At 73.4% G+C, this 15,831-nt stretch carries 12 protein-coding genes; 5 read left to right on the forward strand and 7 right to left on the reverse strand.

Annotated elements, in window-relative coordinates; genetic code table 11:
* Position 1 precedes the first annotated feature (1 nt).
* The 3 genes from IEY96_RS29700 to IEY96_RS29710 all read right to left on the reverse strand — a co-directional run bounded on the left by IEY96_RS29700 (position 2) and on the right by IEY96_RS29710 (position 5,892).
* Positions 2-691, reverse strand: coding sequence for a lysophospholipid acyltransferase family protein (locus tag IEY96_RS29700; protein ID WP_189198105.1), 690 nt, complete (start codon positions 689-691; stop codon positions 2-4).
* Between the two features lie 132 nt (positions 692-823).
* Positions 824-3,970, reverse strand: a complete 3,147-nt coding sequence (ileS, locus tag IEY96_RS29705) for an isoleucine--tRNA ligase (RefSeq protein ID WP_189198106.1) — start codon at positions 3,968-3,970, stop codon at positions 824-826.
* A gap of 365 nt (positions 3,971-4,335) precedes the next feature.
* The gene (locus IEY96_RS29710; RefSeq protein WP_189198107.1) at positions 4,336-5,892 is read right to left on the reverse strand and encodes an alkaline phosphatase D family protein; all 1,557 of its coding nucleotides are present in this window, start codon (positions 5,890-5,892) and stop codon (positions 4,336-4,338) included.
* Positions 5,893-6,020: 128 nt separating this feature from the next.
* Here IEY96_RS29710 and IEY96_RS29715 point away from each other — a divergent pair, with 128 nt between their 5' ends.
* From IEY96_RS29715 to sigJ, 3 genes are all read left to right on the forward strand, one after another.
* Positions 6,021-7,031 carry an ArsR family transcriptional regulator gene (locus IEY96_RS29715; RefSeq protein WP_189198108.1) on the forward strand — a complete coding sequence of 337 codons (1,011 nt, stop codon included), beginning with the start codon at positions 6,021-6,023 and terminating at the stop codon, positions 7,029-7,031.
* A gap of 294 nt (positions 7,032-7,325) precedes the next feature.
* On the forward strand, positions 7,326-7,766 hold the full coding sequence (locus IEY96_RS29720) for a carboxymuconolactone decarboxylase family protein (RefSeq protein WP_189198109.1): 441 nt from the start codon (positions 7,326-7,328) through the stop codon (positions 7,764-7,766).
* Complete coding sequence (sigJ, locus tag IEY96_RS29725) at positions 7,763-8,650, forward strand: RNA polymerase sigma factor SigJ (RefSeq protein WP_229791969.1); 888 nt, start codon at positions 7,763-7,765, stop codon at positions 8,648-8,650. Before IEY96_RS29720 ends, sigJ begins: the two co-directional genes overlap by 4 nt.
* A gap of 56 nt (positions 8,651-8,706) precedes the next feature.
* Here sigJ and ndk read toward each other — a convergent pair whose 3' ends face one another.
* Entirely contained in the window at positions 8,707-9,132 is a 426-nt protein-coding gene (gene ndk / locus IEY96_RS29730; protein ID WP_091319140.1) for a nucleoside-diphosphate kinase, read from the reverse strand.
* A gap of 144 nt (positions 9,133-9,276) precedes the next feature.
* Between ndk and IEY96_RS29735 the strand changes: the two genes are divergently transcribed.
* The gene (locus IEY96_RS29735; protein ID WP_189198110.1) at positions 9,277-10,524 is read left to right on the forward strand and encodes a VOC family protein; all 1,248 of its coding nucleotides are present in this window, start codon (positions 9,277-9,279) and stop codon (positions 10,522-10,524) included.
* A 33-nt stretch (positions 10,525-10,557) separates the two neighbouring features.
* Here IEY96_RS29735 and IEY96_RS29740 read toward each other — a convergent pair whose 3' ends face one another.
* The 3 genes from IEY96_RS29740 to IEY96_RS29750 are packed head-to-tail and all read right to left on the reverse strand — an operon-like array spanning position 10,558 to position 14,962.
* Positions 10,558-11,016, reverse strand: coding sequence for a DUF4233 domain-containing protein (locus IEY96_RS29740; RefSeq protein ID WP_229791970.1), 459 nt, complete (start codon positions 11,014-11,016; stop codon positions 10,558-10,560).
* Positions 11,013-12,347, reverse strand: coding sequence for a bifunctional folylpolyglutamate synthase/dihydrofolate synthase (locus tag IEY96_RS29745; RefSeq protein WP_189198111.1), 1,335 nt, complete (start codon positions 12,345-12,347; stop codon positions 11,013-11,015). Before IEY96_RS29745 ends, IEY96_RS29740 begins: the two co-directional genes overlap by 4 nt.
* The gene (locus tag IEY96_RS29750) at positions 12,344-14,962 is read right to left on the reverse strand and encodes a valine--tRNA ligase (protein WP_189198112.1); all 2,619 of its coding nucleotides are present in this window, start codon (positions 14,960-14,962) and stop codon (positions 12,344-12,346) included. Before IEY96_RS29750 ends, IEY96_RS29745 begins: the two co-directional genes overlap by 4 nt.
* 70 nt (positions 14,963-15,032) lie before the next feature.
* On the opposite strand from IEY96_RS29750, the gene IEY96_RS29755 reads away from it, so the two are divergent.
* Positions 15,033-15,710 (forward strand): hypothetical protein, encoded by a 678-nt coding sequence (locus tag IEY96_RS29755; RefSeq protein WP_189198113.1) that lies wholly within the window; start codon positions 15,033-15,035, stop codon positions 15,708-15,710.
* The last annotated feature ends 121 nt before the right edge of the window (positions 15,711-15,831 follow it).

Below are 15,831 nucleotides of genomic sequence, written 5' to 3' on the forward strand. Positions count from 1 at the left end.
CTCAGGCGGTCGGGTCGGCGGTGGGCTCGACGCGCTTCGGCGCGTAGCGCGGCACGTACTCCTGGCCGGTGAGCTTCTGGATCTCGGCCATCATCTCGTCGGTCATCTCCCGCAGCGACGTCCGGTCGTCCGACCGACCGGTGAAGTCCAGCGGCTTGCCGAACCGGATGGTGATCTCCGCCCGGCCCGGCCGGGGCACCCGCGTGCCGATCGGCTGGGCCTTGTCGGTACCGGTCACGCCCACCGGGATGATCGGCACGCCGGCCGCCACCGCGAGCCGCGCGGCGCCGGTCCGCCCCCGGTAGAGCCGGCCGTCGGGCGAACGGGTCCCCTCCGGGTAGACGGCCACCAGGTCGCCGGCCTTGAGGACCGGGATGGCGGCGTCGAACGCGGACAGCGCCGCCCGGCCACCGGCGCGCTCGACCGGGATGGCGCCCAGCCCGGTGAGCACGAACTTGGAGATCGCGCCCTTCACGCCGGTGCCCTTGAAGTACTCCGACTTGGCCCAGAAGGCCAGGTGCCGGGGCACCACCGTGCCGAGCAGCAGCTCGTCGGCCACGGAGAGGTGGTTGCCCGCGAAGATCGCGCCGCCGGTCGCCGGGATGTGCTCCAACCCCTCCACGTGCGGACGGAAGGCCAACCGGAGCGCGGGCGCCACGGTGAGCTTGCCGATGGTGTAGAGCAGGGGCACGGGTCCTCCGGCGGTCGTACGTGAACAGGCGCTGTCACGGTAGCGGACGGGTCCGCATCCGGCGGATCGGGTGGTCAGCGGTCCGCGGGGTGGTCCGGCGGCGCGAACGCCGCCGGACCCGCCGTCACGACCTCATACCCGCCGGACGGCCACCGTCACCCGCTCGCCCTCGCCGACCTCGCCGGCGAAGCCGTCGACGCCCTCGGCGAAGTCGACCGTGTCGGCCAGCACCTCCCGGGCCACGAAGTCGGTGTACGCGGCGACCGCCGCGCGTACCTCCTCCGAGGCGGAGACGGCCACCACGATCCGGTCCGAGACGTCCAGGTCGGCGTCCCGGCGGGCCTGCTGCACCACGCGGACCACGTCCCGGGCCAGCCCCTCGGCGGCCAGCTCCGGGGTGACCTCGGTGTCCAGCACGACGACGCCCTCGCCGCCGGGCAGCGGCGCGGAGTGCTCGGCGTCGGCCGCGACCAGGCGCAGCTCGTACTCGCCCTCGGCGAGGGTGATCCCGGCGGCGACCGGGGCGCCGTCGACCAGCTCCCACTCCCCCGCCTTGACCGCCTTGATCACCTGCTGGACCGACTTGCCGACCCGCGGGCCGAGCGCCCGGGGCACCACGGTCAGCACCTGCTGGCAGTAGGCGGACACCTCGTCGGTGATGTCCACCGCCTTCACGTTGACCTCGTCGGCGACCAGGTCGGCGAAGGGCCGCAGCTGGGCCGCGACCGGGGAGGCCACGGTCAGCTTCGACAGCGGCAGCCGGACCCGCAGCCCCTTGGCCTTGCGCAGCGACAGCGCCGCCGAGGCGACCGCCCGGACGTTGTCCATGGCGGCCACCAGGTCGTGGTCGGCCGGGAACTCGTCCGCCGTCGGCCAGTCGGTCAGGTGCACCGACCGCTCGCCGGTGAGGCCACGCCAGATCTCCTCCGCGGTCAGCGGCGCCAGCGGCGCCACCACCCGGCAGAGCGTCTCCAGCACCGTCCAGAGCGTGTCGAACGCGTCCGCGTCGCCCGCCCAGAACCGGTCCCGGGACCGGCGCACGTACCAGTTGGTCAGCGCGTCCAGGTAGGACCGGACGGTGGCGCAGGCACCCGAGATGTCGTACGCGTCGAACTGCGCCTGGGCCGTCGACACCAACTCGTTCGTCTTCGCCAGCACGTACCGGTCGAGCAGGTGCGTCGAGTCGGTCCGCCGGCGGGCGGTGTACCCGTCCGCGTTGGCGTAGAGCGAGAAGAAGTACCAGACGTTCCACAGCGGCAGCAGCACCTGGCGCACCGAGTCGCGGATGTTCCCCTCGGTCACCGCCATGTCGCCGCCGCGAAGCACCGGCGAGGACATCAGCATCCAGCGCATCGCGTCCGACCCGTACGAGTCGAAGACGTGGTAGACGTCCGGGTAGTTGCGCAGGCTCTTGGACATCTTGCGTCCGTCGGAGCCGAGCAGGATGCCGTGGCTCAGGCAGTTGCGGAACGCCGGCCGGTCGAACAGCGCGGTGGCCAGCACGTGCATGGTGTAGAACCAGCCGCGGGTCTGTCCGATGTACTCGACGATGAAGTCACCCGGGTAGTGGTGCTCGAACCACTCGCGGTTCTCGAACGGGTAGTGCACCTGGGCGAACGGCATCGAGCCGGACTCGAACCAGCAGTCCAGCACCTCGGGCACCCGGCGCATCATCGACTTCCCGGTCGGGTCGTCCGGGTTGGGGCGGACCAGGTCGTCCACCGCCGGCCGGTGCAGGTCGGTCAGGCGTACGCCGAAGTCCCGCTCCAGCTCGTCCAGCGAGCCGTACACGTCGACCCGCGGGTAGTTCGGGTCGTCGGACTTCCACACCGGGATCGGCGAGCCCCAGAAGCGGTTCCGGCTGATCGACCAGTCCCGGGCGTTGGCCAGCCACTTGCCGAACGAGCCGTCCTTGATGTGCCCCGGGGTCCAGTTGATCTGCTGGTTCAGCTCGACCATCCGGTCCTTGAACCGGGTGACCGCGACGAACCAGGAGGAGACCGCCTTGTAGACCAGCGGCGTGTCGCAGCGCCAGCAGTGCGGGTAGGAGTGGGTGTAGGTGTCCTGCCGCAGCACCACCCCCCGCTCCTTCAGCTCCCGGATCACCGGCTTGTTCACGTCGAAGACCTGCTCGCCCTGGTACGGCGGGACCAGCCCGGTGAACCGGGTGTGGTCGTCGACCGTGACGACGGTCGGGATCCCGGCCGCGTTGCAGGTGTTCTGGTCGTCCTCACCGAAGGCCGGGGCCAGGTGGACGATCCCGGTGCCGTCCTCGGTGGTGACGAACTCCGCACCGAGCACCTGGTAGGCGTTCTCGCCGGCCTGCTCGACGAGGAAGTCGTAGAGCGGGGTGTAGCGGCGCCCGACCAGGTCCCGGCCGTACACCGTGCCGACCTGCTCGTACCCCTCGAGCTCCTTGGCGTACGCGCCGAGCCGCGCCGCGCCGACGACGTGGCGCTGCCCGTCGCGCTCCAGCACCGCGTACTCGATGTCGGGGCCGACGGCGAGCGCGAGGTTCGACGGCAGCGTCCACGGCGTGGTGGTCCAGACGCCGAGCCGCACCGGGCCGCGCACCGGCTCGGGGGCCGACTCGTCCGCGGTCAGCTCGAACCACACGGTCAGCGTGGGGTCGTGCCGGTCCTTGTAGACGTCGTCCATCCGGGTCTCGGTGTTCGACAGCGGGGTCTCGCACCGCCAGCAGTACGCCAGCACCCGGAAGCCCTCGTAGACCAGACCCTTGTCGTGCAGGGTCCGGAAGGCCCACATGACGCTTTCCATGTAGTCCAGGTCGAGCGTCTTGTAGTCGTTGGCGAAGTCGACCCAGCGGGCCTGCCGGGTGACGTACCGCTCCCAGTCCTGGGTGAACTCCAGCACGGAGGTGCGGCAGGCCTCGTTGAACCGGGCCACGCCGAGGTCGAGGATCTCCGCCTTGGTGGTGATGCCGAGCTGCTTCTCGGCCACCACCTCGGCCGGCAGGCCGTGGCAGTCCCAGCCGAACCGGCGCTCGACGTGCCGCCCGCGCATGGTCTGGTAGCGCGGCACCACGTCCTTCACGTATCCGGTGAAGAGGTGGCCGTAGTGCGGCAGGCCGTTGGCGAAGGGCGGGCCGTCGTAGAAGACGTACTCGTTCTTGCCGTCCGCCCCGGCGGGGCGGGCCTCGACCGACGCCTCGAAGGTCTTGTCGGCCGTCCAGTGCTCCAGGACCCGGCGCTCGACCGCGGGCAGGTCCGGGCTCGCCGGGACGCCGGCGGCGGTCGGGTCGTGCAACGGATAGGCCATCGGGGGTCGCTCTCCTCGCGCAGCTCACTCGTCAGTGGGTCTGCGAGGACGAGCTTCTCCGGGTACGCCGTGTCGGCGCCCCGGGTGGCCCGCGGTACCACCCCGCTTGACGGTCGAGGTGCGACCGCCCGCTCGTTGGCCGGCTGTGACGGGCCGTCCCGTCCGGTTCTACTGAGCCGGTCACCCGGCCGTTCTTCCGGAGGCTCACCGGTGATGGCCGGGTCGTCGCCTGTGCCCACAAGCGTACTCGACCCACCCCCGGTCCCGCCCCCGAGTATCGCCCCGCCCGGTGATCATGAGGTTGGCGGCGACATCCGAGATCGTCATCGCCGCCAACCTCATGATCGACGCATCGGTGGCGGGGATCAGCGGGTGGGGGACGGGAGGGTGGTGGTCCAGAGGGAGGTGCCGTCGCGGTCGCGGAGGTGGACGGTCAGGGCGGCCGTCTCGCCGTCGATGGCGACCTCGCCGAAGTGCTGGAAGCCCTCGGCGGGGGAGGTGTTGGCGCGGGTTGGGGCGTGGACGAAGACGGCCCGGGGGCCGAAGGTGCCGTCCAGGGCGTTCGGGCCGAACGCGCCGGCGTGGGCCGGGCCGGAGACGAACTCCCAGAACGGGGTGAACTCGCCGAACGCCGCCCGGGCCGGGTCGTAGTGGTGGGCGGCGGTGTAGTGCACGTCGGCCGTGAGAAAGACGAGGCCGGTCACCCCGGCCCGGTGCACGGCCCGCAGCACCTCGGCGAACTCCCGCTCGCGGCCGGCCGGCGCGCCCGGGTCGCCCTGCGCGACACCCTCCTGCGCGCCCGGGCCGTCCGGCACCACGAGGCCGATCGGCAGGTCGTTGGCGATCACCTTCCAGGTCGCCGTCGACCGGGTCAGCTCGCGGACCAGCCACTCCCGCTGCTCCCGCCCGAGCAGGCCGCGCCCCGGGTCGGCGTAGGTGTTGCCGTCGTTCGGGTCCTTGTAGGTGCGCATGTCGAGGACGAAGACGTCCAGCAGCGGCCCGTACGACAGCCGGCGGTACAGCGGGCCGTCGGCGGCGACCGGCAGCCACTCGTGGAACGCCTGCCGGGCCCGGGCGGCGAGCACGTCGACCCGCTTCTCGGCGTACCGGTCGTCGGTGAGGATCTCCCCCGGGTACCAGTTGTTCAGCACCTCGTGGTCGTCCCACTGGTTGACCTGGGGCACCTCGGCGGCGAACGCCCGCAGGTGCTCGTCGAGCAGGTTGTACGCGAACTGCCCGCGGTACTCGGCCAGGGTCTCGGCGACCTTGCTCTTCTCCGGGGTGACCAGGTTGCGCCAGACCCGGCCGTCGGGCAGCGTGACGCTCTCGGTGAGCGGGCCGTCGGCGTACACGGTGTCGCCGCTGCACAGGAAGAAGTCGGGGTGGCGCTCGCGCATCGACCGGAAGATGGCCATGCCGTCGAAGTCGGGGCTGATCCCCCAGCCCTGCCCGACGATGTCCCCGGTCCACACGAACCGCACGTCCCGGCGCTGGTGCCGTCCCGGGGCGGTGGCGAACGAGCCGGCCAGCGGCTCGCTGCACAGGCCGGGCCGGTCCAGGCTCTCCACCCGGACCCGGTAGTACAGCCGCTCGCCGGTCGGCAGGCCGCGCAGCCGGACCCGGCCGGTGAAGTCGCCGGTCGGGTCGAGCACCGGGCCGCGCACCACGCGCGCCCCGCGCAGGTCGGGCCGGCGGCTCAGCTCCACCAGCATCCGGCCGGGCCGGTCGGCGCGGGTCCAGACCAGCGCCGAGTCGGCGGTCACGTCGCCGCTCTGCACGCCGTGGGTGAGCAGCGGCCGCCCGGCCGGCCGCCAGGCCGGGGCGGCGAGCGCGCCGGGCGCGCCGAGCAGCGCGCCGCCGGCGACGCCGGCCCCGGCCACCAGGCCGGCGCGCAGCAGCGTACGTCGGTCGAGTTGGGTCATGGATCCTCCCGGTTCAGAAGTCGCCAGCCCGGTCTACCGGCCGGACATGACCGGGGGCGCCGACCGAGGTGGCCGGCACCTCAACGACGGCTGTCGAAAGCCGCCACCGGTGCGGGTAGCCTCGCGGCGTGATCCGGATCCACCTGGACGACAGGACCGTGGCCCACACCCGGATCGCGGTCAGTCCGCTGTGGGAGATCCAGGCCGGCTTCTGGCTCCTGCACCGCAACCCCGACGAGCTGCCCTGGCCCTACACCGACTGGGCCCGGCACGCCCGCCGGGTGCTGGCCGGGCTGCCCGCCTCGGCGCCGCTGCGGGTCTACCTGGACGCCGGGGCGAACATGCCGGACTTCCTCAGCCCGATCCCGCCAACCGCCGCGCCGAGCCTGGCCGAGGAGACCGCCGCGCTGCGGGACACCCCGGCGGAACTGGTCGCCGAGCAGCTCGCCCGGCACTGGCCGGACGGCGTCCCGGACTGGCTGCGCCCGTACGCGACCGACCCGCGCGGCGCCCTCGACCGGGTCGCCGACGACCTGCTCAGCTGGTGGGAGGCGGCGCTCGCGCCCTGGTGGCCGGCGATGCGGGCGGCGCTGGACGAGGAGGTGCTGCACCGGGCCCGGGCGCTGGCCGCCGACGGGCCGGACGTGCTCCTGGCCGACCTGCACGAACAGGCCCGGTGGGAGCGGCCGGTGCTGACCGTGGTGAAGCCGTGGGAGCAGGAGGTCCGGGCCGCCGACCAGCGGCTGCTCCTCATTCCGCTGATCTTCTCCGGTGGTGGGCTGGCCTGCTCCACCGACCACCCGAACGTGGTGGCGGTCTCCTACCCGGCCCGGGGCGCGGCGCTGCTGGCGGCCGGGCCGGCCGGGCAGCCGGATCCCGGCACCGACCGCCTGGCGCTGCTGCTCGGCCGGGGCCGGGCCACGGTGCTGCGGGCACTGACCCGCCCGGCCACCACCGCCGGGCTGGCCGCCGCCCTCGGGCTGGCGCCGAGCACCGTCTCCGAGCACCTGTCCGCGCTGCTCGCCGCCGGGGTGGTGCACCGCCGGCGGGTCGGCCGGCGGGTGCTCTACGGGCTGGAGCCCGCGGGCGCCGCCCTGCTGGGCCTGCTCTCCGGCGAGCCGGTCCGCGGCACCGGCTGAGGATTCGGTCCGGCCCGAATCCATGGCGCCGCCGACCGCCCGCGCCTAGCGTGACCCGCGCAACGCCGGCCGTCCCGGTGGTCGCTTCGCGTCCGCCCGGGTCACTCGGCCGACGCCGCGGGGCGGGGAGCGGTCCGCAGCGTCGGCCGGGGGTCGACACGGGGAGTTGTCCGGCCCGATCCCCCAGGCGGCGCCGGGCAGCTCCCCCATGACCACCGTCACACCCTCGCACCGTCACACCACGCCGGCCCGGATCCGTCGTGTGGGCGTACCGACGAGACGAGGGAGACGGCGATGAGCCGAATGAACGTGGCAGCGGTGGCCCCGGAGGCGTACCAGGCGGTGCTCGGCCTGGAGAAGTACCTCCGGACGAACGTCGACCACACCGTGCTGGAACTGGTCAAGCTGCGCGCGTCGATGATGAACGGCTGCGCGTTCTGCGTCGACATGCACAGCCGGGAGGCGCTGGCGGCCGGCGAGTCCAGCCGGCGGCTGTTCGCGGTGGCGGCGTGGCGCGAGGCGCCCTTCTTCGACGAGCGGGAGCGGGCCGCGCTGGCGCTCACCGAGGCGGTGACCCGGCTCGGCGAGCACGGCGTGCCGGACGACGTGTGGGACGCCGCCGCGAAGGTCTGGTCGGAGAAGGAACTGGCCGACCTGCTCGTCGCGATCGCCACAATCAACGTGTGGAACCGGATCTCAGTGAGCACCCGCACCGAGCCGCCGGTCGAGGTGTGACCTCACCCTCGGTGGCGGCGCAGGCGGCCGGTGCGCTCACCGCGCACCGGCCGATGCTGCTCGGGCTGGCGTACCGGCTGCTCGGCAGCCTCCACGACGCCGAGGACGTGCTCCAGGAGGCGTACCTGCGCTGGCTGGCCGTCGACCGGGACAGCGTGGCCGAGCCGCGCCGCTACCTGTCCCGGGTGGTCACCCGGCTCGCCCTGGACCGGCTGCGGGCCCGGCAGGCGGCCCGCGAGACGTACGTCGGGCCGTGGCTGCCCGAGCCGGTGCCGACCGACCCGTCGCCGTTCGGCCCGCTGGACACCGTCGAGCAGCGGGAGACGCTCTCCACCGCGCTGCTGCACCTGCTGGAACGGCTCACCCCGCCCGAGCGCGCGGTGTACGTGCTGCACACCGCCTTCGCCCTGCCGTACGCCGAGATCGGCGACCTGCTGGACCGGTCCGCGGCGGACTGCCGGCAGCTGCACCACCGCGCGGTCACGCGGATCGCCGACGGCCGGCGGCGGTTCACCGCCGGAGCGGCGGAGCAGCGGCGGCTGCTCGACGCGTTCCTGGCCGCGGCGCGCGACGGCGACCTGGCCCGGCTGACCGGTCTGGTCGCCGCCGACGCCACCGCCTGGAACGACGGTGGCGGCCGGGTCTCGGCCGCCCGCAACCCGGTCCTCGGCGCGGAGCGGATCGCCCGCTTCTTCACCGGCCTGTACCACCGCCGCCACCCGGGCGTCCGGGGCGCCCCGATCGAGCTCAACGGCGCGCCGGCGCTGCTGCTGCACCTGCCGTCCGGCTCCCGCTACACGCTCTCCGTGGCCGCCGCTGACGGCCGGATCACCGGCTTCTACCTGATCGGCAACCCGGACAAGCTGACCCGCCTGCCCGGCTGAGCACGTGCCACGGCCCCGGCCCGCGGGCGCGGGACCGGGGCCGTGGCGAAGCCGGGTCAGCCCAGCTCGGGGAACCAGAGGCCGATCTCGCGCTTGGCGCTGTCGACCGAGTCGGAGGCGTGCACCAGGTTCTCCCGGTTGGAGAGGGAGAAGTCGCCGCGGATGGTGCCGGCGGCGGCCTTGCGGCCGTCGGTGCTGCCGATCATCCCGCGGACCACCTCGATCACCTGGTCACCGGAGAGCACCAGGGCGACCAGCGGGCCGCCGGTCATGAACGCCTTCAGCGGCGGGTAGAACGGCTTGTCCACGTGCTCGGCGTAGTGCTGGTCGGCGAAGTCGCCGTCCATGGTGCGGGTCACCAGCGCGTCGATCCGCAGGCCCTTGCGCTCGAAACGGGCGAGGATCTCCCCCACCAGACCGCGGCGGACCGCGTCGGGCTTGATCAGTACGAGCGTGCGCTCGTCCGGGCTGCTGCTGGACACGCTGGTTTCCTCCTGTGCGCGGAACCGGGTCGGGCTCGGTACGGTCAGCGTAGCGACCCGGTCCCGGCGCCGGCGCGGCGGCTGCTCCTTCCCTGGGTCGTCGCGGCGGCCTAGCCTGGCCCTGGAACCCCTGGGAGGTCCACTGTGGCGAATGGCGGGAACCGACCCATCGCGCCGGTGCGCAAGCTGATCGGCGCCGTGCTGGGCACCCTGGCCACGTTCGTGATCCTGTTCGGGCTGGGCATGACGAGCTGGGCCATCGTGGCGCTCGGTTTCGCCCTGCTGGTGCTGGCGATCGCCCTGGCCACGGTCCGCGGCGGCGGCCGCACCTGGGTGGTCGGGCTGGGTCACGTGCACAGCGCCTCCGAGCCACCCACCCAGTACGCCTTCGGCCGCTGCGAGCTGCAACTGGTGATCGACGCGCCCGGCCTGCCGCCCCGGTCCAAGAAGATCATCGAGCCGCGGGTCCCGGTCGCCAAGTGGCCGTCGCTGGGCCAGGCGCTGCCGGTCCGGGTCGCCCTGGACGACCAGCGGCACGTCCGCGTCCTCTGGGACGAGGTGCCCACCCACGCCGAGACCGCCGCCGCGGTGGCCGACCTCCCGCCCGAGTACGCCGACCCGGACCCGGTCGACGAGGTGCTGATCGGGCAGGAGGCCCCGCCGTGGGCCGACCGGGCCCCGGAGGACGACTTCCGCGACGACTTCCCGCCCGCGCCGGACCCCCTCCTCGACGACCTCACCGTGCTGCCCGAGGAGCGGGAGCCCGTGGTGCTGCACCAGCGCCCCGGCGGCGGGGTGGTGCTGGAGGGGCAGCTGGTCGAGCCGGCCACGGGCGGCCCGCTCCCCCGTCGGGCCCCGGCGCCCCGCCCGCCCGCCGAGGAGCGGTTCGACACGGTGCCGGTGGACCCGATCGACGTGCCGCTGGACGAGCCGGCCGGCGAGGCGCCGCCCACCCCGGAGGAGCTGGACGAGGCCATCTTCGGCCCGGCCGGCGACGACGAGCCGGCCGAGGTGGCGAGCCCGATCAGCGGGGTCGGCATCACCCTGCTCGTCACCGACCTCGACCGGTCCCTGGACTTCTACCGGGACCTCGGCTTCGACGAGCTGGACCGGGGCGAGGGCAACGCCGTCCTCGCCTCCGGGCCGACCCGCCTGGTGCTGCGCCGGGTGACCGGGGCCGCCCCGATCAGCCGCCGGCTGGTCCACGTCAACCTCGAGGTCGACGACATCCAGGCGGCGTACCAGCGGCTGCGCGGGTCGGGTGTCCGGTTCACGTACGCCCCGCGGGTGGTCAACCGCGGCACGAAGCTGGAGGTGTGGGCGGCCGCCTTCCGCGACCCGGACGGGCACGGCGTCGCGCTCACCCAGTGGCGCACCCTCGCCGACGCCTGAGCCCTGCCGCGGAGCCGGCGGCGGGGCCCCGGCTCAGCCGAGGATGACCCGCCGCACGTGCAGCGCGTACGCCCACACCAGCCCGAACATGACGCCGAGCACGAACAGCGACCAGTGCAGCAGCCCGGCGAGCAGCAGCAGGCCCTGGAGCACCGTGCCGGCGTGCCAGGCCCAGGACCGCTTCATCTGGCCGGCGAGCAGCACGCAGGCGACCGCCAGCGCGACGATCGCGGCGATGGCCGCGCCGCTCAGGTCGCCGCCGACCACCCGGATCGGCTGGATGGCCAGCAGCAGCACGAGCGCCTCCAGCGCCAGCGTGCCGGCGCCGAGGCCGCGGACCGCCTTGTCGGGGTTACGCAGCCCCGACCGCCGCTGCCCGGCGCCCCCGGTCGGAGCGCCCTCGGCCGGGGCGCCCTCCGGCTGACCGCCCTCGGTCGGGACGCTCTCGGTCTGACCGCCCTCGCCGGGGCGCTCGTCCACCGGGCCGGTCATCGCTTGAGCAGCCGGCGAGCATCGGCCACGGTCATCACCGATCCGGTGATCAGCACGCCCACCCCGGCCAGCTCGCCCGGCACGTCGGACTCGGCCTCGGCGACGGCCGCCTCGATGGCGTCCGGCATCTCCTCGGTCACCTGCACCCGGTCCGGCCCGAAGACCTCCCGGGCCAGCGCGGCCAGCTCGTCGACGGGCATCGTCCGGGGCGAGCTGTTCTCGGTCACCACGATCGAGTCCAGCACCGGCTCCAGCAGCTCCAGCAGGCTGGCCGCGTCCTTGTCGCCGAGCACGGCGAGCACGCCGACCAGCTTGCTGAACGCGAACTCCTCCTGGAGCGCCGTGACGGTGGCGGCCATCCCGTGCGGGTTGTGCGCGCCGTCGAGCAGGATCGTCGGGGCGGTACGCACCTTCTCCAGCCGACCCGGCGAGCTGCTCGCGGCGAAGCCCTCCCGGACCGCCTCGATGTCGAGCTGACGCCGCGCGCCCGCGCCGAGGAACGCCTCCACCGCGGCCAGCGCCACGGCGGCGTTCTGCGCCTGGTGGGCGCCGTGCAGCGGGATGAAGATCTCCTCGTACACCCCGCCCAGGCCCTGGATGGTGAGCACCTGTCCGCCGACGGCCACCGCGCGGCGCAGCACGCCGAACTCGGCGCCCTCGCGGGCGACGGTGGCGCCCACCTCGGCGCAGCGCTCCAGGATCGGCCGGGCGGCCTCCTCCTCCTGGGCCGCCGCGATCACGGTGGCGCCGGAGTGGATGATGCCCGCCTTGTGCAGCGCGATGTCCTCGATGGTGTCGCCCAGCCACTCGGTGTGGTCCAGCCCGATCGGGGTGATCACCGCGACCCCGGCCTGGATCACGTTGGTGGCGTCCTCGGCGCCGCCGAGCCCCACCTCCACCACGGCGACGTCCACCGGGGCGTCGGCGAAGGTGGCGAAGGCCAGCGCGGTGGTCAGGTCGAAGTAGGTCAGCGGCTCGGCCGAGCGCTGGTCGACCAGCTCCGCCAGTGGCGCCACCTCGCGGTACGTGGCCACGAAGCGGTCCTCGCTGACCGGCTCGCCGTCCAGGCTGATCCGCTCCCGGACGGTCTCCAGGTGCGGGCTGGTGTAGCGGCCGGTGTGCAGCCCGAACGCCCGCAGCAGCGAGTCGATCATCCGGGCCGTCGAGGTCTTGCCGTTGGTCCCGGTCAGGTGGATCGACGGGTACGCCCGCTGCGGGCTGCCGAGCAGGTCGAGCAGGCTCTCGATCTTCTCCAGCTCGAAGTGCATGCGGGTGAAGCCGCGCGCGTTGAGCGCGGCCTCCACCTCGGCGAATTCGGTGCGGTCGGTCACGACGGGAGCGCCTCCAGGGCGGCGTCGATCCGGACCAGATCCGCCTCGGCCACCGCCAGCCGTTCGCGGATCTTGGCGACCACGTGCTCGGGGGCCTTGCCGATGAACGCCGGGTTGTCCAGCTTCGCCCGCGCCTGCGCGACCTCCTTCTCGGCCGCCGCCCGGTCCTTGGTCAGTCGGGCCCGCTCGGCGGCCACGTCGATCGAACCCCGGGTGTCCAGCGCGACGCTGACCTCGCCCGGCATGGCGAGGGTGGCGCTGGCCTGGAAGTCGTCGCCGGGCGCGTCGAGCCGGACCAGCGAGCGGACCAGCGGTTCGTGCGCCGCGATGCCCGCGCCGGCCAGGCCGTCGAGCCGGGCCGCCACCCGCTGCGTCGGCCGCAGCCCCTGGTCGGAACGGAACCGCCGGATCTCGGTCACCACCCGCTGGAGGGTGCCGACCTCGACCTCCGCGGCGTCGTCGATGCCGGTACGGTCGGCCGCCGGCCAGGCGGCGGTCATCACCGTCTCGCCGCCGGTCAGCGCGGTCCACAGCTCGTCGGTGACGAAGGGGATCACCGGGTGCAGCAGGCGCAGCAGCTGGTCCAGCACGTGCCCGAGCACCCGACGGGTGGCGTCGGCGGCCGGCCCGCCCTCGGCGAGCACCGGCTTGCTCAGCTCCACGTACCAGTCGCAGACGTCGTCCCAGGCGAAGTGGTAGAGCAGGTCACAGACCTTCGCGAACTCGTACGCCTCGAACTGCTCGTCCACCTCGGCCGTGACGTGCGCCAGCCGGGAGAGGATCCACCGGTCGACGGTCGACAGCTCCGCCGGGGCCGGCAGCGGCCCGTCGGTGTGCGCGCCGTTCAGCAGCGCGAACCGGGTGGCGTTCCAGAGCTTGTTGCAGAAGTTCCGGGAGCCCTGGCACCACTCCTCGCTGACCGGCACGTCCTGACCGGGGTTGGCACCCCGGGCCAGCGTGAACCGGGTGGCGTCGGCGCCGAACCGGTCGATCCAGTCCAGCGGGTCCACCACGTTGCCGAACGACTTCGACATCTTCTTGCCGTGCTCGTCGCGGACCATGCCGTGCAGGGCGACCACGTCGAACGGCTGCACGCCGTCCATGGCGTAGAGGCCGAACATCATCATCCGGGCGACCCAGAAGAAGAGGATGTCGTAGCCGGTGACCAGCACGCTGGTCGGGTAGAACTTCGCCAGGTCGGGGGTGCGCTCCGGCCAGCCGAGGGTGGAGAACGGCCAGAGGCCGCTGGAGAACCAGGTGTCCAGGACGTCCTCGTCCTGCCGCCAACTGTCGCCGGTCGGCGGCTCCTCGTCGGGTCCGACGCAGACGATCTCGCCGTCCGGGCCGTACCAGACCGGGATGCGGTGACCCCACCAGAGCTGCCGGGAGATGCACCAGTCGTGCATGTTGTCGACCCAGGCGAAGTAGCGCTTGGCCAGCTCGGCCGGCTCGATCTTCACCCGGCCGTCGCGCACCGCGTCGCCGGCCGCCTTGGCCAGCGGGGCGGTGTTGACGAACCACTGGAGCGACAGCCGCGGCTCGACCGTGGTCTTGCACCGGGAGCAGTGCCCCACGGCGTGCACGTACGGCCGCTTCTCGGCCACGATCAGGCCCTGCTCGCGCAGCGCCGCCACGATCGCCGGGCGGGCCTCGTAGCGGTCCAGCCCCTGGAACGGGCCCGGCGCGGTGATGATGCCGCGCTCGTCCATGATCGTGAGCTGCGGCAGGTCGTGCCGCTGGCCGATCTCGAAGTCGTTCGGGTCGTGCGCCGGGGTCACCTTGACCATGCCGGTGCCGAAGCTCGGGTCGACGTGCTCGTCGGCCACGATCGGGATCCGCCGGTCGGTGAGCGGCAGGGCCACCTCGGTGCCGATCAGGTGCCGGTAGCGCTCGTCGTCCGGGTGCACCGCGACCGCGGTGTCGCCGAGCATGGTCTCGGCCCGGGTGGTGGCCACCACGACCTCGTCGCTGTAGCGGATCGAGATGAGCTCGCCCTCGTCGTCGGTGTGCTCGACCTCGATGTCGGAGAGCGCGGTGAGGCAGCGCGGGCACCAGTTGATGATCCGGTTCGCCCGGTAGATGAGCCCGTCGTCGAAGAGCTTCTTGAACATGGTCTGGACGGCCCGGGACAGGCCCTCGTCCATGGTGAAGCGCTCGCGGTCCCAGTCGACCGCGTCGCCGAGCCGGCGCATCTGGCCCAGGATGGCGCCGCCGGACTCGGCCTTCCACTGCCAGACCCGCTCGACGAACTTCTCCCGGCCCAGGTCGTGCCGGGACAGTCCCTCGCCGGCGAGCTGCCGCTCGACCAGGTTCTGGGTGGCGATGCCGGCGTGGTCCATGCCGGGCAGCCAGAGCGCCTCGTAGCCCTGCATCCGCTTACGCCGGTTCAACGCGTCCATGAGCGTGTGCTCGAACGCGTGGCCCATGTGCAGCGAGCCGGTGACGTTCGGCGGCGGGATGACGATGGTGAAGGGCGGCTTGTCGCTGTCCGCCGACGCCCGGAAGTGGCCGGCGGCTACCCACTGCTCGTACCGTCGCTGCTCTACCTCGCCGGGCTGGTACTGGCCGGCAAGGGTCGGGGCGTCGGGGCGTCGGGCATCCAGTCTCTCGGTCACCCTGAAAGTCTACGGAGCGCTTTCGGAGACCCGACGTGCGCCACCTGTTAGTTCGCGTACGGTGGCGGACATGTCCGACGCGCACCTCACCGAACGTCCGGTCGACGACGGCCGCGAGCCGGTCGACCTGACCGACGAGCCGATCCGGCTGAGCCGCCGCGACCCCGCGCTGGAGCCGGAGCGACGCCCCGCCTCGCGGCGGCGGAAGATCGCGCTCACGGCCGCGCTGGTGGTCGGGCTGGCCGGCGCCGGGGCGCTCGGCCTCGGCGGCTGGCGGGTGCTGGCGGAGAAGGACACCCAGCTGAGCACGCCGCCCACCGTTGCGGGGTTCACCCGGGACGACAGCGACCGCGCCCGCAGCACCGCCGACTACCTGCGCGACGGCTTCGCCGCCGACATCGAGCTGGACCGCAGCTTCGGCACCGTCTACACCGACCCGGCGGACGCCAAGCGGTCGGTGCTGCTCTTCGGCGGCACCACCCTGCTGTGGCAGCCGGAGCGGGACCTGGACAGCCTCTTCGGGCTGATGGCCGACGAGACCGGCAAGGTGACGGGCCTGCGCGAGGTGGACGCCGGCCGCCTGGGCGGCGTCATGAAGTGCGGTACGACCAGCGGCGACGGCGGCGACTTCGCGGTCTGCGGCTGGGCCGACCACGGCAGCGTGGCGATGGGGATGTTCCCGGGCCGGTCGGTGAACGATTCCGCGGCGCTGTTCCGCCAGCTCCGCGAGGGCATCCAGCACCGCTGAGCGGCCGGCGCCCCTCGGGGCGCCATAACCTCTGCAAAACGCAGTCAGGGCCACCCCGAAGGGTGGCCCTGACTGGAAGATTGTCCGGCGGTGTCCTACTCTCCCACACCCTCCCGAGTGC

Source organism: Micromonospora fulviviridis (genome assembly GCF_014648395.1).
GTDB classification, from domain to species: Bacteria; Actinomycetota; Actinomycetes; order Mycobacteriales; family Micromonosporaceae; genus Micromonospora; species Micromonospora fulviviridis.

Bases quoted from the DNA above. Each gene is read 5' to 3' on its own strand.
- ileS (WP_189198106.1), bottom strand. From the start codon at position 3,970: ATGGCCTATCCGTTGCACGACCCGACCGCCGCCGGCGTCCCGGCGAGC.
- IEY96_RS29710 (WP_189198107.1), bottom strand. From the start codon at position 5,892: ATGACCCAACTCGACCGACGTACGCTGCTGCGCGCCGGCCTGGTGGCC.
- IEY96_RS29720 (WP_189198109.1), top strand. From the start codon at position 7,326: ATGAGCCGAATGAACGTGGCAGCGGTGGCCCCGGAGGCGTACCAGGCG.
- IEY96_RS29740 (WP_229791970.1), bottom strand. From the start codon at position 11,016: ATGACCGGCCCGGTGGACGAGCGCCCCGGCGAGGGCGGTCAGACCGAG.
- IEY96_RS29755 (WP_189198113.1), top strand. From the start codon at position 15,033: ATGTCCGACGCGCACCTCACCGAACGTCCGGTCGACGACGGCCGCGAG.